The following is a 23,490-nucleotide window of genomic DNA, read 5'->3' as shown; positions in this document are numbered from 1 at the left end:
ATCCCTGCTTCGGCCAGAGTCAACACGCCACAGCAAGCAAAGGGTAGGATTTCTGCTTAGAGTTGGAATCTTTCTGAGAAGTATCCGTTATTCAGCGGCCCAACCGGCAGTATTTGACAGACTTACCGGCACTGAACTTGCATTTGCGCGAGCCGCCGGGAACACGACAACCTTGTCGTCATAACCGCTGTCAATCTCAACAGGTTCAATATGCGAAGCTGCCGAACTGACCCAGAAATCTTGATCAGGCTCAGGGCATCCATCCTCAAACACAAGCACCAGAGACGCTTCGTTCACCTCACGCACCAGCTCGGCAACGAAAGTCTGAGCCCCGTTTGACAACTCGATCTTGGCACTTTCGTTGATCTCGCCGGGGTTGGCGAAACTGGCTCTGGCCGCCAATATAGATCCAAGACCGGTGGAGCCTGCGTGCAGCGCAACTTGGTCAGCACTTGCGGCGAGTTGGACCCCTCGCCCCCTCCAGGACCAAGAGCTACCAACGCACAAGTGGGCCAAAGGCGCCGCCTCAAGCCCGTCAACTTCCGTCTGTGTCCAAAATATTGCTATTCGACCGTTATAACCGGTTCTCATCTGTCCGCCCGCACTTTTACTCATCCCACAAGTAACTGTGCTTGTGTATCAACGAAAAAATGGGCGGAAAAGAGACCGAAATGTAGCAATCACGAAAATGTTGCTAAAGAACAGCCTCATATTGATACTTTTCGTCGAATGTTGGTGAACGTCTGGCGCACCGCGCTAAGTTCGCTTCGATCCGAAGTCCGCGAAGATAGCCGACTTTGATTGATTGCAGATGTTCCGTTGGGCATAAATAACCCATAATCGGCAGCCGCCAAAATCTAAAATATTGATTTTTATATATATTTAACATCACCATTGGTCATACCGCGGCCACTTCGCCCATCTTGACAACTCATTGTCGCCCACAAAAAAATTTGGGCAACAAAAAAGCCGCCCCAAAGGGCGGCTGCTACTTCAGCTTTTTGTTCTTCTAGAATTCTGAGGTTCTGTAGAGCTCCACTCCTGCCGCTTTGGGTTCCCAAACTGGCAAGATCCCTCGAGATTTTAACTTCCTTCGGGCTTCCGGAACTGTTGTTGCCATTCTCGTCGCAACGTCGGTGATCTTTTCGTAGTCCACCTTGAAACGGTCCACGCTAGCAGGGCTAACAAGATCACGCATCTGCCCCATGTGTCTAGTTTGTCCGCAAATTGTCAGAACCGGTTCCATTCCGTCTGGTGGAGTTCGTAGAAGGAAGTCGACTGAGGTGGCAGAAAGGCCAAGCTTTCGCGCGACATCCGAAATCGATTTCCCGGGAGAACCAGTTCGGCAACCGAGTTTTTCACCCACTTCTGCCACGTCAACAAGTACAGATTGGTAACGCAGTTCTTCGTCGAGAAGCTCAACTCCAGTTAGTTGCCTTTGGAGCAACAGTTCGACAATCCTGACAGCGGGCGCTTTCAAGGCTTCAGCCGCGTTGGCAATTCCCAACACACCCTCTGAGGGTTCAGAAATGGACTGCCCGAAACTTCGCAAGCGGTTCACAAAACTGTCCAGGTCGTTGGCGTCAACTCCCTGAGCAATGCTCCTTCGGCCATCTCTACAGCCCGCGATTGGTTTGGTTCCTAGCAGGAGAGGCGCTTACAAGAAGCGCGCACTACTACAACGACAGTCGCCATATAAGACTTCGTATGTAAAATATTGGGTAATGGCGGCAGGTAACTGTACTAGCGGTCTGGGTCTGTATCGAGTTTGCCCCAGAGATCATCAACCATATCTGAGAAGCCATCATTCGAGGCCTCCTTGGGCATTAGACCAGCTCTTCGCCGGCGTTCGATCTCGGCCAGTAGTTCCTCCTCTGTAGCTGTTTCAACCACATCACATCGAAGAGCTTCAATCTCGTCCGCTGTCCACGACTCAAATTTGTCAGCGTAGAAGCCCAGGGAATACGGCTCGTCATCAGAAATCTGTTTGATCACAGCATTCCAATCGTCATTCTGGTTCGATGCCTTTTCGATCCTCTCGTCTGGTTCGCGAATGGACTCACGGATCAACGGCAGCAGCTTTGCCTGAGCGCTTTCTTCACCAGCACCAGTCCCTGCAAGCCAAAGGTCTGCGATCTTGCGAACAAGCGACCAAACAGTTTGATTTCGTGGGTGGTCTTCGATTCTGCCGCCAAGGCCTCGTTCTTCAACACCGAGCTGTTCAGATGCCCTCTCATTCATGCGGATATCGTAATTAGACACGTCAGCCAGATCTGAAGCGTTCTCAGCCACAGCTCGGGCGACCTCTTGATCACCAACATAGACAACCACCTTCAACATCCCGCTACCTCTTCCTTCGCCGGTTCATCACTCGGTCCAGGTGGCTGTAGTCCAGATCTCGCATGATCCTTTGAACTCGCTCTGGATCGACTTCGCGATCTTTTCCAGCGGTGCGGACGATGTGTCTGACGTAGACCGCCAACGCGACAACGATCACGGCGGATAAGATCAAGCTGTAATGCTCGGGGCCCATCACTACTTCTTCTTCCTTGGGTCTTCGATCCCGAGGTCGTCGAACACGTTGCCGCTACCATCAGTGATCTCGACATCATCGTCGTCAGTCACAAGATCCCAGGTGTTCTCTTTGACCCATTCATCCCGCCATTTGGGCGCGTCGGCCGGACGCTGTGCAAAATCGGCGATTTGCTCGAAAATCATTTTGCGCAATGCAAGCCAGACCTCCGGACCCTCTTTGCGACGAGCTTGCAACTCTGCGATCAACTCATCCAGAGGAACATCATGTAGAGGCTAAGAAGCATTGGACCTTTGCTGTTGACGGCAAAAAAACAAAAACGCTTTTGACCATAAGTGAATTCATTCGACGATCTCCACCATGAGACCTTCCGGAGATCGAACCACTGCTTCATAATACCCGTCGCCCGTTCGCCTCGGTTTGGACACTAACAGCCCAGCGTGTTTGAAGCGATCTGCGACCTCATCAACTTTCGATACACCACCTACTGAAAATGCAACGTGTGCCCAGCCACCTTCCTCGTGCGAGCGAGGCCTTACCCATGGTCCTTCCATTAGTTCGATGCGAACGTCATCGTTTGGCAGCGTGGCGAAGCGGGAGGCAAAGCCGGGGCGGTTCACACTCTCATACCGGTCGCTGAGTTCCGCTTCGAAAAACTCTACCCAAAATTTCGAGGAGCGCTCCAAGTCTGTTGTCCAAAGAGCAACGTGGTTCAATTTCATCCCAATCTCGCTCGCATCTATTCAGTATTGACGGACGTCGCATAACAGCATATGCGGTTTTTTGCAATATCCTGAAGGTTTCTGCATGAATCTGAATGTCCCAGACACACGACAACTCGAACTGGCTCGGCGCTTGCAGGAAGGTCAGCAAGTCATTGCGGTCGAGGCTGCTCTAGAATTTGACGTGTCAGTTGATACGATCCGGCGGGATATTCTCGCCCTCGAAGCAGAGGGAAAGGCCCAACGCGTTCGCGGTGGTGCAGTGCCTTTATCCACTCCGGCACCGCCGTTGCATAAAAGACTATCGGGAGATGTTGCGCCTAACCGGAAGCTGGTTTCAGCCGCTATCCGAGAGATCGGCAGTGCGGCGACACTCCTGATCGATGGAGGTACTACAACGCTTGCCATAGTCGAACACCTGCCCCAGGAAGAGGGTCGCCTTGTGATCACACCGTCGCCCTGGATTGCGATTGCCTGCCAGCAAATGAACGTTCCGGTCTATGTTTTGGGTGGTAGCCTAAGGCCGCAAGGCGGCATTGCGACAGGAGGCACCGCAATCGAACGGGTTGGGGATGTCACGGCAGATGTTGCCATTCTGGGAGCGTGCGGTTTGGATGCTGAGTTCGGTTTAAGCTCGGACGATGCAGAAGAAGCCATGATGAAGAAGGCAATGCACCGCGCCGCAAGCCGCACTATTGTTGTAACTAGTCACGCGAAGATCGGCCTCAGAGCCCGTCATCGAACAGTAGCGCTCTTAGAGATAGATGCTGTTGTCACAGATTCACACAACGCGACAACAGATTTGATCGCATCCCATACGCGTGTGGTGACCAAATGAGCGATAGTTCTCGTGTAAGTGAACTGACCCCGAGAATTGGCCGGCCGACTGATTATTCGGCTACAAACTCGGCGCGTTTAGCCACACGTTTGGCCTTTTTTACTGCGGGTTTTTCTTTGGCCTGTTGTGCGCCCCTTTTCCCCTTTTTCAAAGAATCCGTTGACGTCGACAAAACTCAATTTGGGTTACTCCTGCTTTGTCTTGGATTTGGATCCATAGTAGCCATGCCGGTTACCGGTGTCTTGGCAGCGCGCAGTGGAGCGCGTCCACTTATTTTGCTTGGAGGCTATGGTTTGATCGCCATGCTTCCCCTTCTGGCACTATCGCAAACGCCAATAGCTTTGGGTGCAGCTTTATTCGTTTTCGGAGCGTCACTTGGGACCATCGACGTTGCAATGAATGTACATGGCGCGGAAATTGAAGCTATCGAAAGTCGCCCCCTTATGTCGAACTTTCACGCCCAATTCAGCATTGGTGGGTTTTTCGGAGCTGGTTTGGTTACACTGTTGTTGTCATTCTCCATCCCAGTGCTGACTTGTTCCATTCTGGGGGCTATCGTGGCGTTGGCTTCTATGCTGCTGGCCCGCTCCCGGTTTTTGGAGGTCAGTGGCAAAGATCCGGAACCCATTGTCGTTCCGCGTGGGATTGTTTTGCTATTAGCCATTTTGGCCGCAATCACGTTTTTGGTCGAAGGTGCCCTGCTGGATTGGGGCGCTCTTCTGATCATTGATCTTGAACTCGCCGAACCCGAGAGCGCTGGCGTGGGCTATATCCTGTTCTCAATCGCGATGGTACTGGCCCGCCTGACTGGTGACCGAATTGTTGAGCGATGTGGCGAATATCTCGTTCTGATGGTTGGCGGATCACTCGCGATCATTGGGATCGCGAGCATTCTTCTGTCGACCAATTCGGTTGTAGCCCTGCTTGGGTTCGTCTTGATCGGGCTCGGAGCCGCAAATTTGGTGCCGATCCTATTCAGCGTTGCTGGACGTCAAAACTTGATGCCACCTGGGATTGCTATCGCCTCGGTTACTACTACGGGATACGCGGGCATCCTTATGGGGCCAGCGTTGATTGGTTTCATATCTGGGGCATCGACGCTGGCGACGGCTTTCTGGATGCTTGCGCTGCTAATGGTATCTGTTCCGATTTTCGCGAGACTGGTGGCAAAAGTCTGAACCCAACATAGGCAATAGCCGCGATACGTTTCATCATTATCTATGTAGTGTTTCCAGTATCATATTTCGCGTATTGACGTCGTTGTGGAAAATCCTGTCGGCGAAAACTCATGCCTTACGCATTTTAGCGACGAGCCGTTTTGCTTATTCTGGTTTTCCCAACTGATCGCGCGCAACGGCTCGGAGAAAAAGCGTATGAGTACTCGCGACTGGGGCGGCGAAAACAACAGTATTAAGGCTGTTAACCCTTCGGCTCGCTTCACGTCCGCTAACTCAACTTGGTGAATAAAGATCAAGCACGGATAGCACACGTGAACGAGTCTCACGATCTTTCACAAAAAAACGTTCTACGACGCTGCGGGCAGGGAAGTCTGGCCAAGTGTCCAGCAATTCGACAATTGCCTTCTCCGCCCCCACAGTATTACCTGTTTCGTGATAGGCGGTGGCGAGCAAAAAGAGGCTTGGCGGACTCACAGGATGGCCTCGCTCTGCTGCTTTGGAAAAGGCATCGATGACTTCACCATAGTTCTCCAACATAAGTTGTGCAGCCCCATAGATGTTGTTGTATGCGAAACGACCCACGCCTAGTCGAGACCGTTGTGGATTAGAAACTTCGGCCATTAACACAGGATCATCTACAACTAGGGCCGTGATGCCTATCAGATCCAAAGTATGTCCGTCTTGAGGGCTAAGATCCAAGGCAATTCGGGCACGTCTAAGCGCTGCTTCACTATCTCCAGTCACAGCAAGGGTCCAGCCATGAGCGGCTTGCGACCAACCATCCAAGGGATCTAGCGTGGTAGCGCGTTCTGCCATTTCCAAAGCTTCAGCAACTAAAGCGGTTGAAGCGTCAGCATCGCTTGTCAGAAGTGACTTAAGTGTGAGCACCTGGGCCGAACCCGCATAACCTGCAGCAAGTTGCGGATCGAGGTCAATCACATACCGAAACGTTTCCAAGTTAATGGCTTGCCGTCGGAGGTCGAACAAAGGAAAAAACAATCCCCGTGTTTGCTCAGCTAAGTTTGCAGCCTGAACACTGGTGAATGACTTCTCCCGAAGCGCAGCCAATTCTGCGGGGTTTTTATTGGTTGCGAACTGTGTGTTCGATTGGGAACCGCGTAGTCCAAAATATCCTAGGACACATGCCAACAAAAGCGTTGTTCCGATGAGCGGTAACAGGAATTTGCGACGCCAGAAACCGCCAGAGTGCGATGATGCCGACTGGCTTTGCCCGCTACTTGGCTTCGTCGCGACGGATGGTTCAAATTGTGGTCGATACCCCCCGGTTTGCATAGTTATGCGTAAAGGGTCTGATTTGCCCGCGTCACTGTAGTAGTTCTCCAAGGCACGCCTAAGGCGACGGGCCTCAACCCGAACGAGGTTTAGTGCCCCACCGGTCTCGTCAAGCTCCTTATCGTAGACATCTGTCGCGATAACTTTGCCCTTTATGGAGCGCCCGTGACCGTCAAGTTCCTGTTCGACAATGTATCTTAGGAAGGACTGCAGCCTGGGTGAGCCAGCAAACTCTGCGGATGAAAGGACCCGCTCAAGTGTTCGCCTAATTTCTTCAGCCTCTATCATTTCCTCAGACTCACATCCATTTTCTTATTTTTTTCAGTGTTTTAATGACCATCCCGCCTTTCTGAATCTAAGCTGAACTCACCCCTAGCTCACCGTAACTCACTTTCTTTCCGCTCCGCCCACCTTCTAACATATTGGCTAAAGTGAATACAAAAAGGCCACACTCAACCATGAACTGCAGGGAACTCCACGCCCTCATACCTGAGTATTCCGAGGCGGCTCTGTCCCGAGCGCTAAGGAACGAAAATGTACGTGAGGCGGTGGAAGACCTTGATGAAGTTCTTAAGCATGTAGCCCTCTCACCAGAAAAGTCTCCTGTACGAAAAGAATGGGAGACTGTTCGAGACGAGCTGCTGTCCGAAATTCGACGACTTACGCAGAGGCTCAGCGATGCTAGTTGATATCGGCGATGGTTAGGAAACGCAGGTCCTTGTCTTCAGGAACCAAGAAAAAACAAAAAACTGTGCACCAAAAAAACTCTCGGAGGATCCAAAAATGAGCCAATCACGCAACCCTTACGGGCAACGCCCCGGCGGTGGCATTACGCTGCCGGAGTATTTCCGGCCGACACCCGGCTGTACAAGCAACAACTTTTTCCCACCCAACGAGCTTTTGCCAAAAGGCGAGATGCGGATTTGTTTTCCGGGTAGCACGCCTTGGCCTCCGACGATGGTACAGTCCGGCACATGCATTGTCTTGGAGCTGGGGAACGGTACTCCATTCCCGCGCCGCCTGTTCTTTGATTTCGGCAATGGCTGCGTAAGGAATATTATTCAGCTTGGCATTTTGCCGCCGATGGTGCGCGACATCTTCATCAGCCACTTGCACGTCGACCACTATGCAGACTTGCCCTACTTCATGCCGTTCCGCGCATGGTCGGGAGGCTGGCGCAACGGTTTGCGCATTTTCGGCCCGTCAGGTGACCGGCCAGAGACGGGCACCCAATATATGGTCGACAAGATGCATGAGATGATGACATGGCATCTTGAGAACTTTGACCACTGCCCGATTGGCGCCGGCTACGACACCGAAGTTGTTGAGTTCGACTACAAAGACGAAGGCGGTGTGGTTCTGGAAGAACCCGGTTTGAAAGTCACACACTGGGCGCGAAGCCACGTGAAAAGCGGTGCGTCAGCATATCGCGTGGATTGGGAAGAAGCCGGATTGTCCTTTGTCTGGACAGGCGACGGGCGCCCTGATGAAAGCACAATCGAGTTTGCGAAAGGCTGCGATATTTTCGTGACCGAAGGACAAGCCGATCTACCGCAACTACTCAACTACAAATACGGCACGCCCAAAGAAGTTCTGGAATTCACTCTGGATACCTACCACACGCCCTACTATGCGGCGGGATATCTGATGAACGAAATTCAACCTCGGGCCGGTGTGATCTGCCACTACACCGAGGAATCGGCGGGCGAAGCCATCGCGGAAATTCGCGCGCATTGGGATGGTCTATTCCTCTTTGGTGGACCAGACACCAAGGTAATCAACGTCACAAAGGATCGTATCTGGGAACGTATGGCCCTGCGTCCGGAAATGCCGGCGATGCAGCCACCAGATCCCAGAACGATACCGTTCCCGGATGGCGAGATGCCGGATTACATTCAGATTCCGAAACCGCGTTTGCCGCGTGAGGAACAACAGGATGCCTTCCTGCGGGAACGGGAACTAGATCCGGCCCTCTACATGCCTGAGGACGTACTCCGTCCACTGACGCAGCACTACGACGAAGAAACTTTCCGCTTCGACCTCCACGCCCTGATTGCTGCGCGCGATCATACGGATTGATCTGATTATTGACTAAAAATAAGCGCCGCGTTTCTTAGCCACGCGGCGCGATCACAGTTCTTGCAAAAGGATGTAGCCATGAACAACGCCCCAAAAGAACCTGTCCCGCTGACGATCCTAACAGGGTTTCTGGGTGCGGGAAAAACTACTCTGCTGAACCGGATTTTAAAGGGTGAACATGGGTTGAAAATTGGCATTCTTGTGAATGATTTCGGCTCGATCAATGTCGATGCAGAACTGGTTGTCGACGTCGAAGATGGGATGATTAGCCTCGCGAACGGCTGCGTCTGTTGTCAAATCCGAGATGATCTCGTTGAGTCGGTCGCAGCGTTGATCGAGCGTGATGATCCCATTGAGTACATACTGCTTGAAGCCAGCGGAGTTGCAGATCCGGCAAGCATCTATATGACCTTCGTGGATTCAGCATATCGCGATCTGATACGGCTTGACAGTGTGACGTGTGTCGTCGACGCCGATCAAGTCTTTACTTATGACGACCCGGACCTTGCCAAGCTCAAGCTGCAGCAGATCGGATTTGCGGATCTTGTAATCCTTAACAAAGTTGATTTGGCAGGAGTCGAGGAAACTGCAAAGGTAAAGAGGTGGATAGACGGCTTCTTCTCAAGGGTTCGCATCGTTCCTGCCGTCAAATGTAACGTTCCACTCGAAATCCTGCTGTCTGTCGGTCGTTTCGATGTTTCTCGCGCAATGGCTGATCAAGCGCATAGCCACGACCACGAACATCATCATAAGCACAATCACGGTTCTTTCTTCAGCACCTGGAGTTATACGCGCGACGCGCCATTGCAGCGCAAAGCATTGGAACGAATGATCAAGAGAGAACTGCCTTCAAATATCTATCGCTGCAAGGGATTTGTTTACCTGGATGACGACCCGAACAGCCGTTATTTGCTGCAAGTTGTCGGGCGGCGGGTCGAGTTGACGAAAGACCGCCCTTGGGGGGGCGAGGATCCGGCAAACCGGATCGTTGCCATCGCACACAAAACAACTCTTGATCAAGCACACTTGTGTGAGTTGTACGATGCTTGCTCTGGTTCGTCTGTCGGGAACGAAAATAGCGAAGTTGTAACTGTCGCAACAGGATAGTTACCATGCATGAGTTGGAAATCCTGATCGTTCAAGCGGCGAGCTACATCCAGGTTCTATTCGAAGCGGCGAGCGTCATCGTTGTTGCTGCTGGAGGCATCGCCTTTGCACGAGCGTTCATTATGCATCGGAAGTCGGATGCCGAGCCTGTCGCACGGCGCATCCTTGGAAAATACCTGATTGTGGCGCTCGAACTGCAACTAGGCGCGGATATTATAGCGACTGCAACAGACCCAACAATCGAAGAATTGGCGAAACTGACAGCCATCGCCTTCGTCCGAACCTTTCTCGACTATTTCCTCGTTCGGGAAATTCGCGAGGAGAGAGTCGAGGATAAACCAAGTGAAACCTGATTTTCTAACTGAGGCCTCCAATGGAATTTGACGACGAGGACATGCCGCAGCGTTCTAACAATCAGTTGGCCGGCGAACGAACAGATCTGGCGTTCGAGCGGTCCCGGCTCGCTTCGGACAGGACGACCATGGGATATATGAGAACGGCTACGTCGCTCGTTGGTTTTGGCTTCTCTATACCCGCACTATTCAGAATTTTGACTGATGTACCTGGGTTGGAAGAGGTTCCGATAGAACATGCACGTTTTGTCGGATTATTCATGCTGATACTGGCGGTAATAATGCTATCTGTCGCCATCATACAGCAAATTACTTTTCTTAAGCGGATCTCTGATATCTCCGGAAAGCCATTTCCGATTTCACCTGCGCTGGTCTCAGCCGGGTTGATCTTGGCGGTCGCTATTTACGCTACGATCAGCATCCTTTGGAATGTGGAACCGCTGTGATGGAGTCGCCGCTGCCGTTTGAGCAATCCGTCACCCTATTCATCCATATCTTCATTACTCTAGCCATGCTTTGCATCGGGATGAGTGCAACGCTGCGCGAAATGGGTGCAACGGTTCTGGAACGTGAAAGACTAACGCGCCTTCTTGCTGCAAATGTCTTCATACCGCCCGTCATTGCAATCCTGATTATCGGGGTCTTCCCACTACCACGATCAGTTAGCGCCGTTTTGTTTTTGTTGGCAGTCGCCCCCGGCGGCATCAACGCGGTCCAATTTTCGACCAAAGCGCCGGGACAAGTCAGCGCGGCCGGGGCCCTGCTGGTTTTACTTTCAATCATCGGCTTGGTTCTTGCGCCGTCGGCCGCTCAGGTCGTTTTGCCAACCGCCGCGCTGGAACGTGTCGCTTGGGACCAACTAATGATCCGCATCGTGGGTGTGATCGGAATTCCCTTGCTTCTTGGGATTTTGATCCGACGATTTTACCCGGATGTCGCCGAGCATATCTACAAACCGGCGATGCTTATATCGACAGTCTCCTTCATTGCATCTGTCGTAGCAAGCATCAGCATCCGGCAGGAAGCCGCTGTTGGATTGGGGCCTTCGAGCCTGATCGCGATATTGGTTTTCATTCTGTCCCTAATGGCGCTCGGCTGGTTTTTAGGCGGCGAGAATAAGGAGTATCGGCAGGTCCTTGCGACCTGCACAAACCTTCGCAATGTCGGTCTTGTCTATCTACTTGTGGATGCGTGCTGCTTTGATCCGGCCTATTCAACGAGCGTTCTGGCCTTCATGATGCTGATGGTTCCAATCAACCTTGTATTCACTATTGCCTGCGCAGTGGCAAGAAAACGGCATAGCCAATCTGGTAGTGATGACAGAGGCACCAATGCATGACGATTGGGCGAACGACATCGCGAAAATATCTTGCAACCATGCTCGCTATTGCTGCTTCCACTTCTTGGGCTCAGACCGGAGAAGACGAAAAACTATCGGATGATCCGACAAAGATCGTAACGAAAATCGGCGTTCGTTATAGTGACTTTGGCACTGTATTCGGCTCGGTTGCTTTCGGGCCCGTAACGAAGATCAACGTCTCGGTCTCAGAAGACGATCAGTGGCGCGTTGGTGGCTCTTATCTCTTCGATTTTGGAATAGTTAATTTCTCAGCGTCCGAGCAAGAGCTGGAAGGTGGCGTCAAACAAACGCAATACGCCATAGGGACCTTTGTGCCGCTTGCCGCGTTGGGCTTTCAGCCTAAAGGATGGCTTTTGTTCCCGGCACTGGGAGCAAACTATACCGACGGTCGGATCGGCAATAGCGATATTGAGTTTGCTGATGCCTTTCCCGCTGAAATTGCCAGCAAGGGCGGTTATATCGGTATACTTGGCCTCAAGCCATTGTCAGAACGATGGGTTGTGAAGACGGGTGGTGTCCCATCTGCCGGTTCCAACGATTACTCTGGGTACACCGTTGGTGCCGGCGTTACCTTCAATGCGTCGCCGAACGACAGCATCAGCGTATTTGGCAGCCATATCGACAACACTTTCGGAACACGTGATCTGGTTGGTATCAGCTATACGCACGAGTTTTGACGGCAACTGAACAAAAGAAACACGGTGAGGGCAATTCACGATGCTCATTATTCTCGGTCTTTATTTTGGTATTGTTTGGCTGGTTTTTGCGAAGCTCAAAATCCTGCCTTGGAACGGGTTCTTCAAGACAGTCGTGTACGGTGGAGCTTTGGTCATCGCGTTGGTTGTTGTTGGAGCCTTAAACCACACGACACCATCCGGGACTGTGTCCGTGCAAGGTGCTGTCATCAACATTGCACCGAACGTATCCGGCCCAGTCACTGAAGTAGCGGTCACGGCAAACCAACCGGTGGCGAAGGGTGATGTGTTGTTTCGAATAGATGACACCACCTACGCGGCTGAAGTTGCCCGACTTCAAGCCTCGCTCGCATCAGCACAGTCCGCAGCAGACCAGTTACAGACAGACTATGCGGCGGCGCTTGCAGAAATTGATTCTCTTGAAGCCCAACTTTCTTTCGGTGTGCAGCGTCGCGATGACATCGTCCAGCTTACCGGACGCGGTGCTGCAGCTGAGTTCCAATTGCAGGAAGCCGTTTCAACGATTGAGCAACTTGAAGCCGGGCTGCGAGCAGCACAAGCGCGTAGGCAGAGCCTCGAACGACGCATCGCGGCTCAGGTGGACGGAGTCGATGTCGGTGTCGTTGAAGTTCAGGAGGCGCTGGCCCAAGCTGAGTGGGCGTTGCAGCAGACGGTCGTTCGAGCGCCGGATGACGGTGTTGTAACGGCGCTCTCACTCCGCCCAGGCAATCGTGTTACGACTTTACAAGGCGCCGTGAATTTTCTACTCCCTTCAGATCGGCTGCTCATTGCGGCGTTGCCGCAAAGCAGCTATCCCAACGTGGCCGTTGGCGATACGATCCGGATTGCTTTGGGCACTATGCCAGGTCAGGAATTTGAGACCACAATACGGTCAATCCCTCCGGGAACACGAGAGGGCGCGTTGGATACGAGAGGCGGGCTGCCTAGCATGCGCGAACTTACAGGCGCGTCGAGCTACATTGTAACTATCGATATCCCAGAAGGCCTTCCGTCTGATCGTGCAAAGCTTGGTGTGTCAGGAACCGCTTTGGTAATAACCGAAGGGGCTGGCGCAATCTCAGTGCTGGCGGAAATCCTGTTTTGGATCAACAAGAAACTCAACTACATCTGAGCCCAAATTCGACAAAAGGGGCAACCCGGCCTTGCAAACATAGGAAACTAAATGCGGCTGATCAGAGTATGCTTGATTGCGACAACAGTGATTGCACTCACCGTAGTTTGCTTAAGGTTGGCTTTTCCGCTGCCTGAGCAGAATTTTTCGCGGCAAACGCTGAAACTGGACGCCGATTGGGCTGGAGCATTGGGCGAAACCATTCAATATGCTCTTAATCGCAACCCCGGTCTCGACGGAGTTCGGCCTTTGGGCGATGGACGCGCCGCATTTGCAGCCAGGGCTATCCTTGCGAGAGAAGCTACCTCCTCAATCGATGCGCAATACTATATATGGCAAGATGACGTAACAGGTCTCATGCTCCTTGACGAGCTTAGGGCGGCAGCAGAACGCGGTGTTCGTGTCAGACTACTGGTCGATGACAACGGTATCTCAGGGTTGGACGATCTACTTTCAGAGCTAGACACGCTCCCCAACGCGAATGTGCGTATTTTCAATCCGTTTACGCTGAGAAAACCCAAGTTGCTCTCTTACGCATTTGACTTCAGCCGACTAAACCGGCGGATGCACAATAAGTCGATGACTGTCGATGGGGTCGCAACGATTGTTGGGGGGCGCAACATCGGCGACATCTATTTCGACTATGGGGGTGGAACGCACTACCTTGATTTAGATGCGATTGCCATCGGGCCGATTGTGGACGATGTTTCGAAATCATTCGACGCTTATTGGAACAGTGCATCTTCTTACGATGCTGGACTATTCTTAGATCCTCCAGCCGTAGGCAGTCTGCAAGCTAAGGCGGATGCGGCACGGCGAACCGCCGTTGGCGCAGGTTACCAAAAGGCAATTCAGGAAAGTGAACTGGCCGACAACATCGCAGCACATACTCTGAAGTTTGATTGGAGCGAGGTTACACTTTTTGTCGACGATCCGGCGAAGGGCTTGGGCGAAGTCAAAAGTGAAGACCTATTGGTCGAACAACTGATCGAATTCGCTAAGAGCTCACGGACTTCACTGGACCTTGTTTCGGCATATTTTATTCCTGGCGAAAGAGGCTCTAAGGTCTTGGAGGAGTTGGCCAAGTCAGGTGTTAGGGTCCGTATCTTGACCAATTCTTTGGACGCGACAGACGTCATGCCAGTTCACGCTGCGTATATGCGTTACAGATATGATTTGTTGAATAGTGGAGTAGAACTGCTGGAGCTACGAGCCTTGCGGCGGGAACATCGCGACAGAAGCCTGCCAGAGATCCTAGCTGGGTCGGCATCAGGGCTGCATGCAAAAACCTTTGGGGCGGATGGCGAGCGGATCTTTATTGGCTCTTTTAATCTCGATCCAAGGTCTGCGCATCTCAACACTGAAATGGGCATCATGATCGAAAGTCCAACGATTGCTGCATCACTGACAGAGCAATTGAACAAACCGGAATTTTCTTATCGCGTTAAGCTCAATAACGGCAATGAAATGATTTGGGTTCAAGAAGAACAAGATGGCACAGTAACTGTACATACTACGGATCCGGAAACCAATGGCCTACAGAGAGGTCTTACTACAGTCGTCAGGTGGCTACCGGTAGAATGGATGCTGTGAGCAGTTTTTTGAATTGGTTGTATTATTGAAAAGGTCATGCTCCCTCTTCCATTCCGTACCAATGCGCCTTTTTAGTATTCAACGTAGCGCTAGACTGTTTCAGATTTTGCCGATTTTGAGCAAGAAAGGGAGTGAATGGAGCTAGAAAGCGGATCACGGCCAATCACAAATGCTGATTCGACGGCCGCTTTGTCCGCATGCCGGAAGTTGCAATGTCCAGTTTTGAAGGTCCGGTTTGGGCTGACTGCGGTCCTTTGAATTAAGAATGCGGATGGCTGCAAAGTCCGCATCTCGGAAGTCACCTTGCTTGGAATTGAAGGTCTGCTTTGGGCTGCCTCCAGACATAGGCACGGGAACCAGCGAAGGTCGACTGCGAGCCCAATCTTACCAATGCTGCGCTGGATCCAAATGACAGTCTTGGTGCACAAGCGAACCTTCGTCAGAAGGTGTTCCTCGCGAGTTCTTGTTAGGATCGGGAGGCAAGGATTGGTGCCTCCCGTGAGTTGATTTCTACTGTGACATCCCGCCTTCGGTCGAGATTTGTTCTTCAACATGACCTTGGTTGGTGACGTCCGAACCCCGTGGAGGATAGTCCTTGAACGTAGAAAGGTGGTTTTGAACGATTTTGGCCGCCGGCCCAAATGCCCACATCTTGTTGCCCATCCAGCGGGTATACATCCCGGATTCCTCGGCCGCTTTTTCGTAAGGATCGCGACGCAGGTTGAACAGCAGGGGTGCGTTCAGTTCCTCCTTGGGGCCAGCCCAGCCTTCGGATTGGATCGTGAAATGTGCTTTCCAGTCACCATGGCGTACAGCTTGCAGGTCCGGTCCTTCGTAGTAGATGATCTCGTCCCGGCTGCTCTCGCCCTCACCGGTCAGGAAAGACAGTTGGTTATATCCATCGAGATGCACCTGATAGCCTTCATAGCCTTGCAGCAAGGATTCCGGCAGATCGCCCGGCCCTCCGGCGGCGGCAACAAGGGTGGGCATCCAGTCAAGACCGGCAAAAATACCGTTACTCACGGTTCCGGCGGGGACTTTTCCGGGCCAGCGAATGATGGCCGGGACGCGGAAACCGCCTTCCCAGGTTGTGCCCTTTTCGCCATGGAACGGTGTTGTTCCACCATCGGGCCAGGTCATGGTTTCGGGGCCGTTATCGGACGTAAAGACAACAATCGTGTTGTCCGAGACACCCAATTCCTCCAATCGCGCCATGACTTTGCCGACGTTGTCATCCAGCTCTTTCATCACGACATCCTGCAAGCCGCGCCCGTCGCCCAGCATGGCCTCGTATTCGGGGCTCAGATGGGTCCAGACATGCGCGCGCGCCGGTGCCATCCAGACAAAGAAAGGCGTATCGCTGTCGACTGCGCGGTAGATGAAGTCCAGCGTGTGGGCTGTCACCTCGTCGTCCAGCGTCTTTTGCCGCTCAGGCGGAGCCGGACCATCGTCGATGATGCGTTGCTTGCCAACCAGACCCCAGCGTGGGTCCACAGTTTCATCGACTGTATCCGTGGCGTACGCGTGAATGATGTTCCGAGGGCCAAATGTGTCGTTGAATTTCTGATCTTTCGGCCAGTCCGGGTCGGATGTGTATTCCATCGCGTTCAGATGGTAGAGCCAACCCCAATATTCATCAAAACCCTTCACCGTCGGCAGGAATTTATTCATATCCCCCAGATGGTTCTTGCCGAATTGACCGGTCGTGTAGCCCAGAGATTTTAGCATGATGGCCAAAGTCGGGTCATTTTCGTTCAGACCTTTTTCAGGGTCTCCGGGCAGGCCGACTGTGTGCATTCCGGTACGAACTGGCAATTGTCCGGTGATAAACGCAGAAAACAAATGGCTGAACAGATTTCTGGACTGTGACATAGATGATCTTCGCCGAGGTTGGGTGTGGGTGAACTAGTAGTTGAAACGCAAACCTAAGCCGGCACCTTTATCGTAGGGGCGGTCGGAACCTATGCCGATGAGGAAATCAGCATAAATTGCGATGCCAGGACTGAGGTTCTTGCCAATCTGGAACTCAGCGGTAGCTGGCCAAGCATCGTTCTCCCAGTCATATGGTGCTTTGATATCAGCCTTGGCCCAGTACCCATCGCCAAACGGTTGTAGCGCAATCAACCGCATCGCGGTTTGGTTTATGTCCGTCGGGCCATTGTATGAAGCAAAATGCTGGAGCAGTGGGATCAGCGTCAGCCCTGATTTTGTGTTTGCAAAGGCGAACCCGCCAAAAGGCGCAATTTGATCGGACCCGGTTCCGATCCCTTTTTCCGGGTCGCCAAAGTCCAGTATCCACTCCAGACCAATGGCCGACTTGATGGCCCACGTTTCGTTGAGCGGTCTCTGAGAAGGGAAATAGATCGCTTTGAGGCTCAATTTCTCAAAGTCAGTGAACCGAGTTCCAGTCACATCCGTTGAGTTGTAGTGCAACTCATATTTCAGTTTCAGATCAGGCCGCAGCATGTATGCGCCATCTATAAAGGCGTCCTGCTTGTCAGCACCGTTGCCCAAATCAAAATACTGATACCGGATGTCCGTGTTATTGACTGCGGCCAAAGGGTTTGAAGCGTTTTCATCGGCGATTGCTGAGGCCGCAACAATGCCAGTCGCCAATGCAAGGACAAGCGCTTGGATTTTCATATTGTTTCCAGAATTTTTGTTGTGGATGCCAAGCCCCACATCAAGCATATTATCATCTGATGCGGGGCTTGCATGACTCTTATCAGCTTCACCTTTTAGTCGGGCTGAATGTCCCGCTTGGCGACAAAGGCATCCACCGCTGCGACGGTTTCAGGACGAAGGTTCACGATACCTTCATAGGGACGTCCAGTCGCGGCTGGTTGATCGGGGTACATTTCCTTGAATTTCAGGTGGCGGGCAATAATGCGGTTAAACTCATGTCCAGCCCATGCTCCGATCTCGGTCGATACGCTCTGTTCTTCGCGGGGGTCGCGGAACAGGTTGTAGAACTTGGCCACGATAGCATTTTCACCTTTGGCCGGAACTTTGAGTTTGATGTGTTCCTTTACCACCTCTTTCAGCGAATTGATCGAGTAGATCAGTACATGATCCCTGCGCCCATGCGTATCGCCAATAAACATCAGGGACGTCTGATCGACACCGTCAATGATCCGGTCGCGGGGGATGGCATCCATCGCTCCGCCGATACGCGCAATTGACGTGAACAAATCAGAGATATGAATAATGTCAGATACAATTGAGTCTCCCTCGATCAAGCCGGGCAGGCGGGCAAACGCGTCCACCCGAACGCCTCCTTCAGACGTATCGGCCTTGCCGCCGCGGAAGACCAGCGGCGAAAACCCACTGCCGGGGGCATATTTGGTGAAGTGACCGTTGTCGCCCATCAAAACGATCAGGGTATTATCCCTGAGCCCCAGCGCATCGACTTCGTTCAGAACGACCCCTATCCATTCATCCAACTCTTCCATGCTTTCAACGAATGTACCGCCGTTGGGTGTCGTGAACGCTTCTCTCGTCGTGCGCGTTGTCGACAGAGGGACAAGCGGCCAGTATTGCAGGAAGAACGGTTCATCCCGTTCTGCTAGCAGGCGCAACTGCTCCATCGCCTGTGCCTGATAGCGGATGTTCATTTCATTATATTTGTCCTGGGTCCATTTCTCACCCGGTTCCATATGGACTTCGCGGACCTCCCCGCCAATAACAGCTTCAAGGCCGGTAATCATGTGTCCCGGATCAGGGCGAAACCAATCATCCAGCGTGTATTTGGAGTTGTAGTTGTCTTCCCCTATGGCCATGGTGATTTCTTCCTTGGCTGCATCTTCGTTGAAGATGGCCAACTGGCCCTGCTGATGGATGGGGAACGCGGCGTAGTCAAAGCCCTGATAAGTAGGCCAGGATTCCTGAATGTCGCCCATGTGCCATTTGCCAACATGCGAGGTGTTGTAGCCTACGGATTTCAGAACTTCGGCAATTGTGACTTCTTCATCGGCAAGGCCAAAACCTGAAATATCGACGGCGGTATCGCCCATCCCATTGCGATACGGCTGGCGACCCGTCATGAAGGCGACCCGCGACGGTGTGCAGGACGGCTCGGTATACATGCGCGCAAACCGCATGCTTTCCTCTGCGAGCGCGTTGATATTGGGCGTCGAATACCCGCGTATCGCGTTCATCTCGGGCATACCCATGTCGCCAAAACCCATGTCGTCAATAAGGATGTAGAAGATGTTTGGAGGGTTCCCTCCGTTTTTCTCACGAAAATCGGCCAGCAGTTGGTCAACCTGTGCGTCGTTCTCGACCCAAACGGCTTCGTTTTGCTGCTTCAGCACATAGTATTCCGCATCATGCACGATATTGCTGTCCTGTGCTGCCGCCGTGATAGCGGAGCCGGCAAAGACCAGCGCGGAGAGGAACAGTTTTGATTTCATGAGATACCCCTGTTTCATGATATACTTGTTTTCAGACCTTCAAGGATCAGATGATGGCAAAAGGTTGAAAGGGAGAGTTCGCTGTCTTCAGCCTGTGAGCGCAACAACTCTTTTTCGCTTTTGGTTAGCAGCGTTACGACGCGTTCGGTGCGCACAGTATCTTCAGGCAACGATGGGCGTCCGAACCTCTTCCCTCTCGATTTGTCTGCTTTCTCTTGCAATTGTCCACGCCTACATATTCGAATAACATTTCATGAAAACTACCTGCGGGGCGGAATGGACGACATCAAAAAACGATCAGCCCCCAAAAAAACCTGCGCCCCAAACACACTTTTTTTGCAGGACCCTTCGCAATTCCGCGAGCTGTCCCAATGGGATGTCGAGCTACGTCAAATTGAAGAGGGAACTATGAACTCTTCGGTATCCGTTTGGGCAGGTCTTGACCTTCAAATGATTGATTTGTCGTTTGATAAGGCTGTGTACCAAACCGGAGTTTCTCGCCCTGACATTCTAGCGTTTGGCTTACCAGACAAAGGGAGTGTACGAACTTGGCTTAACGGCTCACCCTCAGACACCGCTCTGATGAATTTTGGTAGCGGAGACCCTTTTGAAGGCGTGAGCAATTCAACGCTCACAGGCCTGACCTTTGGCATCGACATCCGAAGGGCTCAACGGATCGCCGACGATTGCGGTCTTGATATCAGCACCGTGCGAAATGACGCTTTAAGATCCTTCGTTAGCGACGCTGGCAAGCTGCATTACTTAGTCAAAAACAAAGCGCGCTTTCTAATTGGATCAGCGGCCGGACCAAGCTCTGATAGTGAAGAGAGTGATATGATCTTAGAGCTTCTGGAAATGCTGGTGGTAGGCGAAAAATGGAGTGATCGGCGAAACAGTAAAAATAGAACCCGTTTAGCACAACAAGCCGTTGAGTTCATGCGGGCCCATTTGATGGATAACGTGTCAATCGGTGAGGTATGTGCAGATATTCAGGTATCCACATGCACTCTTCGTCGCGCGTTTCAGGAAACATATGGGGTGAGCCCCAAGCAGTTTTATCTAAGAGCCCGTCTCGGTGCTGTGCGCCATGAACTGGTATCCTGCTCGCCAGAGGAGAGTATATCGGACATCGCAAACGCTTACGGATTTTGGCACATGGGTCAGTTCGCGCGAGACTACAGAGCACTCTTTGGACAACTGCCGACACAAACGTTGTCAGGCAAAATGAACTGAAACAGAGCTTGGCAGTCCGCGGCCTAACTTGTCCGCAACACTAGAATTGCAAAGTCGGATTTTGAAGGTCCGCTTAGGGCTGAGACCAGTCGTCAGAAAGCGATGAGCCTACGGCAATTTTGTCCGCGAAGCAGACACTTGTCGGGATTGCGTCAATGACGGCTTCGAGCCCAAAGCTGACCGGTTTCATTTCAGTACCCGCGCCTAAACGAATGATTGCCAATCGCCTAATGCAATTGAGCGTTATGAGAAAATTTCGTAAGAAAAGACATCTAAGTCTTCCTCAAAACCCCGCAAAGAATGCCGCCCCATTTTTTTCGGCTCTTCAGATACCAAGTTCACAAAATCGCCCGTTGCTAAAAGCCGCGCCTCCAGTTTTCGCGTCAGGCCCTCTAACCTGCTGGCTATCGCGACTGATGGGCCAGTTACCGTAAAATCCAAGCGCTTTTCAGTGCCAACATTCCCGTAGACAGCCGCCCCAGTGTGCAAACCAACCCCAAATTCAGCACGGTCTGATGGATCAAGTTCTTCATTCCTTTGGAACGCTTCACGCGCTGCGGACAGGGCAGCTTCGCACATGTCCTCGGGTAGTCTTCGTTGACCATCAAAAGGAAAGATCGCAAGCAACCCATCGCCAACGAATTTAAGTACCTCTCCGCCGTGATCGTGTACCGCCCCACCGACACAATCGAAGAATTGGTTAACCGTCGCGACATATTTTTCCGATGACAGGCGCTGGCTCAAAGCAGTAGAGCCGCGCATATCGCTGAACAAGAGAGCACAGTCAATTATGCTGACATCTCCCCGGGCTATTTGACCGTTCAGTACGGATCGACCGGACAACTTGCCTAGATAGACCTCCATCAACTCAGCTGCCAAGAACTGTTCCGACAATACACGCGCTGCACCAAGCAAAGGTAAAGATAGCCGCGACAGACCATCTACCTCACGGTCTGTGAAGCCAGTACGACGCTTTGTAGCAAAAGACACAGACGCGCCCAAAGCCCACTCCATCTCTCCGTCAAAGACAACAGTGCGATTGCCGAATGGTGCACTGCATACGACATAGTCGGTGACACCTGCTTCAGCGAGTTTTCGGAATAGCGGAAATTTGTCACGGGTCGCTTGGTCAGTCAGATTTGCTCGCATGAAAGGAAACTTGATTGTGCCGTTCGCAAGACCGTCCGCCAAGTCCCAGACTTCCTTATTAAAGTGCTGTTTCGCAATCTCATTGGCCAATTTCGAATTCTCTCCGAAGGGTGCTTTGTCGAAGAGATCAGCCGTTACTGAGCTGCGTGGAAGAACGGTCCATTCAATACGATGGTTCGACGCATCCCACGTTGCATCGAGCAATCCAATTACAGGGTGCATCATCAGGCGGCCCAAGGAAACACGCGTGACCGGCACGCCACCATCGATCAGCCTGTGACTTAACTGCTCGACTAGTCCGCCAAGATCAGCATCAAAAAAGGCCAGCTTTTGCAGCCAATCTGCAATGCGGTCGAAAACATCCGCCATAACTTACACCTCCACCATCATCTTGTTACAGCTGAGGGCTCGTGTCATTCGGTTTGTCTTCGAACGCTCAATTCTCTAGCGATGGGTTTGCAAATTCTCACGCGCGTTCGCTTGAGATATTGGCCAAAGCCCGTCAGTTTTTCGAGCTACGAAATAGTACCGGGCGCAACAGTCGATAGAGAAACGTGACTTTCAGCTCTAAAGTGCTCTTGCCAAGGTCCTGTGCATCGGTGCAACTAACGGCCGCTTTGTCCGCATAGCAGTCGTTCGACTTTATTGCTGCGAATGATCGCTTCGAGCCCAAAGCGGAAGTTAAAATGGATCTATTGCTCGAAAGGCTTTGGCTATCAAAACAAGTTGTCCCAGCCTGACATCCGCTATCATGTAAAAATCTCGACACAATCAAATAGTTGATTTTGTTTTGCATCTTTGGCCAAGTATTAGTTGGAACCATAGAGGGAACGACAATGAAGAAGTTTTTGACGCCCACCGCTGTACTACTTGGGGCTCTGACGATTGCAGCATGTGAAGATACTGGCAGCTCGACTGTGTCATCAGAACTCACTCCGGCTCAGCAGGCATGCCTCCGTGATGTCGCCAATACGACGAACAATTCGCAAGTCGTGGTGCTGTCGTCTGCGTTTAGCGAGGCGGGGACACAAGTAACCGTCGGCGTTGGCGAGGATCGTGCTCCTTGGAATTGTATTGCTTACAGTGATGGCGCGACAGCTGGTATCGAGTTCCTGGGCGACGAAGGCGCATTGTGATCAATTTGGTGCGTGGCTGAACACGGCCGCGCAACACTGGCTTGCTCTTCGGAAAACTCGACTTGGTTTGTAGAATAGCCACCATCGTATTCGCGATCTTTTACCTGCTGGCTTTGTTTGTGTTCTTGACGGGTACATTTGGCTGGTTTGGACAAGAAAAAGACCCTTTGTCTGGGGTGTTCCTTTTGCCGTTGGGACTGCCTTGGATACTTGTATCGGACTTGGTCTCAGAGCCAATCAAACCGTGGTTCGCGGCGCTTGCACCAGTACTTAACCTGTTCGCGCTGGTTTTGAATTGCAGATGGGCACGCAGTTTGCGGCAGTAGTGATGGCTGAACTCTTTCTCATCAAAAGGGAGGAAAACATGGGAAAAGTGATCTTGGGTATTGTGATCGGTCTGGTCCTCGGTGTGGTTGGGGCGATGACCTTGGGTGGCGGAGCCGCAATGGGTGTCGGCGTTGCGACAGGTTTGTCCGCCGGTGTCTGCTCCACATTAAAAGGAGCACAAGCCGAGAACCTGATCACCGCTGAGCAGGCGGATCAGATCCTCAACCGCGTAAATTCCGAAATGGCGTCACTGCAAGGAATTGAAACGACGGGCGAGATCGTCGGCAGCGCACAGGCATGCGATGAATTTCTGTCAAAGCTACGAGAAGCGCAGTGAGGTTACCCTTTTG

23 protein-coding genes are annotated in these 23,490 nt (G+C 52.1%); 13 read left to right on the top strand and 10 right to left on the bottom strand.

Translation table 11 applies throughout. The annotated features are described in order from the left end of the window. Positions 1 to 87: 87 nt before the first annotated feature. The 5 genes from ACR0MP_RS15505 to ACR0MP_RS15485 all read right to left on the bottom strand — a co-directional run bounded on the left by ACR0MP_RS15505 (position 88) and on the right by ACR0MP_RS15485 (position 3,255). Entirely contained in the window at positions 88 to 402 is a 315-nt protein-coding gene (locus ACR0MP_RS15505) for a hypothetical protein (RefSeq protein ID WP_480761297.1), read from the bottom strand. 607 nt (positions 403 to 1,009) lie between these two features. Next, complete coding sequence (locus ACR0MP_RS15500) at positions 1,010 to 1,561, bottom strand: La RNA-binding domain-containing protein (RefSeq protein WP_480887174.1); 552 nt, start codon at positions 1,559 to 1,561, stop codon at positions 1,010 to 1,012. Positions 1,562 to 1,743: 182 nt separating this feature from the next. Further along, positions 1,744 to 2,340, bottom strand: a complete 597-nt coding sequence (locus ACR0MP_RS15495; protein WP_480887172.1) for a hypothetical protein — start codon at positions 2,338 to 2,340, stop codon at positions 1,744 to 1,746. Between the two features lie 195 nt (positions 2,341 to 2,535). Next, positions 2,536 to 2,727, bottom strand: a complete 192-nt coding sequence (locus ACR0MP_RS15490) for a hypothetical protein (protein ID WP_480893821.1) — start codon at positions 2,725 to 2,727, stop codon at positions 2,536 to 2,538. 147 nt (positions 2,728 to 2,874) lie between these two features. Further along, positions 2,875 to 3,255 carry a VOC family protein gene (locus ACR0MP_RS15485; protein ID WP_480887169.1) on the bottom strand — a complete coding sequence of 127 codons (381 nt, stop codon included), beginning with the start codon at positions 3,253 to 3,255 and terminating at the stop codon, positions 2,875 to 2,877. Between the two features lie 85 nt (positions 3,256 to 3,340). Here ACR0MP_RS15485 and ACR0MP_RS15480 point away from each other — a divergent pair, with 85 nt between their 5' ends. Further along, complete coding sequence (locus ACR0MP_RS15480; protein WP_480887168.1) at positions 3,341 to 4,093, top strand: DeoR/GlpR family DNA-binding transcription regulator; 753 nt, start codon at positions 3,341 to 3,343, stop codon at positions 4,091 to 4,093. Continuing rightward, positions 4,090 to 5,271: an MFS transporter gene (locus tag ACR0MP_RS15475; RefSeq protein WP_480887166.1), complete on the top strand. Its 1,182-nt coding sequence runs from the start codon at positions 4,090 to 4,092 to the stop codon at positions 5,269 to 5,271. Before ACR0MP_RS15480 ends, ACR0MP_RS15475 begins: the two co-directional genes overlap by 4 nt. A gap of 273 nt (positions 5,272 to 5,544) precedes the next feature. Here ACR0MP_RS15475 and ACR0MP_RS15470 read toward each other — a convergent pair whose 3' ends face one another. Beyond that, on the bottom strand, positions 5,545 to 6,852 hold the full coding sequence (locus ACR0MP_RS15470; protein WP_480893819.1) for a tetratricopeptide repeat protein: 1,308 nt from the start codon (positions 6,850 to 6,852) through the stop codon (positions 5,545 to 5,547). Between the two features lie 495 nt (positions 6,853 to 7,347). Between ACR0MP_RS15470 and gntH the strand changes: the two genes are divergently transcribed. From gntH to ACR0MP_RS15430, 8 genes are all read left to right on the top strand, one after another. Further along, positions 7,348 to 8,643 (top strand): guanitoxin biosynthesis MBL fold metallo-hydrolase GntH, encoded by a 1,296-nt coding sequence (gntH, locus tag ACR0MP_RS15465; RefSeq protein WP_152456705.1) that lies wholly within the window; start codon positions 7,348 to 7,350, stop codon positions 8,641 to 8,643. A gap of 78 nt (positions 8,644 to 8,721) precedes the next feature. Next, complete coding sequence (locus ACR0MP_RS15460) at positions 8,722 to 9,750, top strand: CobW family GTP-binding protein (RefSeq protein ID WP_480887164.1); 1,029 nt, start codon at positions 8,722 to 8,724, stop codon at positions 9,748 to 9,750. A gap of 5 nt (positions 9,751 to 9,755) precedes the next feature. Further along, positions 9,756 to 10,103, top strand: a complete 348-nt coding sequence (locus tag ACR0MP_RS15455) for a DUF1622 domain-containing protein (RefSeq protein WP_152456707.1) — start codon at positions 9,756 to 9,758, stop codon at positions 10,101 to 10,103. Between the two features lie 20 nt (positions 10,104 to 10,123). Then, positions 10,124 to 10,549: a YidH family protein gene (locus ACR0MP_RS15450; RefSeq protein ID WP_480887162.1), complete on the top strand. Its 426-nt coding sequence runs from the start codon at positions 10,124 to 10,126 to the stop codon at positions 10,547 to 10,549. Further along, entirely contained in the window at positions 10,549 to 11,442 is an 894-nt protein-coding gene (locus ACR0MP_RS15445; RefSeq protein ID WP_480887161.1) for a bile acid:sodium symporter family protein, read from the top strand. The genes ACR0MP_RS15450 and ACR0MP_RS15445 overlap by 1 nt, the downstream gene beginning before the upstream one ends. After that, entirely contained in the window at positions 11,439 to 12,140 is a 702-nt protein-coding gene (locus tag ACR0MP_RS15440; RefSeq protein WP_480893818.1) for a hypothetical protein, read from the top strand. The genes ACR0MP_RS15445 and ACR0MP_RS15440 overlap by 4 nt, the downstream gene beginning before the upstream one ends. 40 nt (positions 12,141 to 12,180) lie before the next feature. Further along, positions 12,181 to 13,290 carry an HlyD family secretion protein gene (locus tag ACR0MP_RS15435; RefSeq protein ID WP_170791980.1) on the top strand — a complete coding sequence of 370 codons (1,110 nt, stop codon included), beginning with the start codon at positions 12,181 to 12,183 and terminating at the stop codon, positions 13,288 to 13,290. A 72-nt stretch (positions 13,291 to 13,362) separates the two neighbouring features. Then, a complete protein-coding gene (locus ACR0MP_RS15430; RefSeq protein ID WP_480893816.1) occupies positions 13,363 to 14,883 on the top strand; it encodes a phospholipase D family protein in 1,521 nt (506 codons plus the stop codon). 510 nt (positions 14,884 to 15,393) lie between these two features. Here the strand turns inward: ACR0MP_RS15430 and ACR0MP_RS15425 are convergent. The 3 genes from ACR0MP_RS15425 to ACR0MP_RS15415 form a co-directional block, all read right to left on the bottom strand. Beyond that, complete coding sequence (locus ACR0MP_RS15425) at positions 15,394 to 16,755, bottom strand: sulfatase-like hydrolase/transferase (protein ID WP_480887157.1); 1,362 nt, start codon at positions 16,753 to 16,755, stop codon at positions 15,394 to 15,396. 33 nt (positions 16,756 to 16,788) lie between these two features. Beyond that, positions 16,789 to 17,526 (bottom strand): hypothetical protein, encoded by a 738-nt coding sequence (locus tag ACR0MP_RS15420; protein ID WP_480602562.1) that lies wholly within the window; start codon positions 17,524 to 17,526, stop codon positions 16,789 to 16,791. Positions 17,527 to 17,621: 95 nt separating this feature from the next. Next, positions 17,622 to 19,295, bottom strand: coding sequence for a sulfatase-like hydrolase/transferase (locus ACR0MP_RS15415; protein WP_170334738.1), 1,674 nt, complete (start codon positions 19,293 to 19,295; stop codon positions 17,622 to 17,624). Between the two features lie 276 nt (positions 19,296 to 19,571). On the opposite strand from ACR0MP_RS15415, the gene ACR0MP_RS15410 reads away from it, so the two are divergent. Next, a complete protein-coding gene (locus tag ACR0MP_RS15410; protein WP_170334736.1) occupies positions 19,572 to 20,528 on the top strand; it encodes a helix-turn-helix domain-containing protein in 957 nt (318 codons plus the stop codon). 243 nt (positions 20,529 to 20,771) lie between these two features. Here the strand turns inward: ACR0MP_RS15410 and ACR0MP_RS15405 are convergent, their stop codons facing one another. Then, positions 20,772 to 22,046: an adenylate/guanylate cyclase domain-containing protein gene (locus ACR0MP_RS15405; RefSeq protein WP_170402013.1), complete on the bottom strand. Its 1,275-nt coding sequence runs from the start codon at positions 22,044 to 22,046 to the stop codon at positions 20,772 to 20,774. Between the two features lie 467 nt (positions 22,047 to 22,513). Here ACR0MP_RS15405 and ACR0MP_RS15400 point away from each other — a divergent pair, with 467 nt between their 5' ends. Beyond that, positions 22,514 to 22,813, top strand: coding sequence for a hypothetical protein (locus tag ACR0MP_RS15400; protein ID WP_480887154.1), 300 nt, complete (start codon positions 22,514 to 22,516; stop codon positions 22,811 to 22,813). A gap of 301 nt (positions 22,814 to 23,114) precedes the next feature. Next, positions 23,115 to 23,477 carry a hypothetical protein gene (locus ACR0MP_RS15395; RefSeq protein WP_480893814.1) on the top strand — a complete coding sequence of 121 codons (363 nt, stop codon included), beginning with the start codon at positions 23,115 to 23,117 and terminating at the stop codon, positions 23,475 to 23,477. The last annotated feature ends 13 nt before the right edge of the window (positions 23,478 to 23,490 follow it).

The sequence above is a fragment of the Ruegeria sp. K3 genome (assembly GCF_056531845.1).
Note: the sequence above shows the minus strand (reverse complement) of the source record. Positions and strands in the feature narration are given on the sequence as shown.

What these genes read in the sequence shown, in the direction of transcription:
- ACR0MP_RS15495 (WP_480887172.1), bottom strand. Translation starts at nt 2,340, where the DNA reads ATGTTGAAGGTGGTTGTCTATGTTGGTGATCAAGAGGTCGCCCGAGCT.
- ACR0MP_RS15485 (WP_480887169.1), bottom strand. Translation starts at nt 3,255, where the DNA reads ATGAAATTGAACCACGTTGCTCTTTGGACAACAGACTTGGAGCGCTCC.
- ACR0MP_RS15480 (WP_480887168.1), top strand. Translation starts at nt 3,341, where the DNA reads ATGAATCTGAATGTCCCAGACACACGACAACTCGAACTGGCTCGGCGC.
- ACR0MP_RS15475 (WP_480887166.1), top strand. Translation starts at nt 4,090, where the DNA reads ATGAGCGATAGTTCTCGTGTAAGTGAACTGACCCCGAGAATTGGCCGG.
- ACR0MP_RS15470 (WP_480893819.1), bottom strand. Translation starts at nt 6,852, where the DNA reads ATGATAGAGGCTGAAGAAATTAGGCGAACACTTGAGCGGGTCCTTTCA.
- gntH (WP_152456705.1), top strand. Translation starts at nt 7,348, where the DNA reads ATGAGCCAATCACGCAACCCTTACGGGCAACGCCCCGGCGGTGGCATT.
- ACR0MP_RS15460 (WP_480887164.1), top strand. Translation starts at nt 8,722, where the DNA reads ATGAACAACGCCCCAAAAGAACCTGTCCCGCTGACGATCCTAACAGGG.
- ACR0MP_RS15455 (WP_152456707.1), top strand. Translation starts at nt 9,756, where the DNA reads ATGCATGAGTTGGAAATCCTGATCGTTCAAGCGGCGAGCTACATCCAG.
- ACR0MP_RS15450 (WP_480887162.1), top strand. Translation starts at nt 10,124, where the DNA reads ATGGAATTTGACGACGAGGACATGCCGCAGCGTTCTAACAATCAGTTG.
- ACR0MP_RS15445 (WP_480887161.1), top strand. Translation starts at nt 10,549, where the DNA reads ATGGAGTCGCCGCTGCCGTTTGAGCAATCCGTCACCCTATTCATCCAT.
- ACR0MP_RS15440 (WP_480893818.1), top strand. Translation starts at nt 11,439, where the DNA reads ATGACGATTGGGCGAACGACATCGCGAAAATATCTTGCAACCATGCTC.
- ACR0MP_RS15435 (WP_170791980.1), top strand. Translation starts at nt 12,181, where the DNA reads ATGCTCATTATTCTCGGTCTTTATTTTGGTATTGTTTGGCTGGTTTTT.
- ACR0MP_RS15425 (WP_480887157.1), bottom strand. Translation starts at nt 16,755, where the DNA reads ATGTCACAGTCCAGAAATCTGTTCAGCCATTTGTTTTCTGCGTTTATC.
- ACR0MP_RS15420 (WP_480602562.1), bottom strand. Translation starts at nt 17,526, where the DNA reads ATGAAAATCCAAGCGCTTGTCCTTGCATTGGCGACTGGCATTGTTGCG.
- ACR0MP_RS15415 (WP_170334738.1), bottom strand. Translation starts at nt 19,295, where the DNA reads ATGAAATCAAAACTGTTCCTCTCCGCGCTGGTCTTTGCCGGCTCCGCT.
- ACR0MP_RS15410 (WP_170334736.1), top strand. Translation starts at nt 19,572, where the DNA reads ATGGACGACATCAAAAAACGATCAGCCCCCAAAAAAACCTGCGCCCCA.
- ACR0MP_RS15405 (WP_170402013.1), bottom strand. Translation starts at nt 22,046, where the DNA reads ATGGCGGATGTTTTCGACCGCATTGCAGATTGGCTGCAAAAGCTGGCC.
- ACR0MP_RS15400 (WP_480887154.1), top strand. Translation starts at nt 22,514, where the DNA reads ATGAAGAAGTTTTTGACGCCCACCGCTGTACTACTTGGGGCTCTGACG.
- ACR0MP_RS15395 (WP_480893814.1), top strand. Translation starts at nt 23,115, where the DNA reads ATGGGCACGCAGTTTGCGGCAGTAGTGATGGCTGAACTCTTTCTCATC.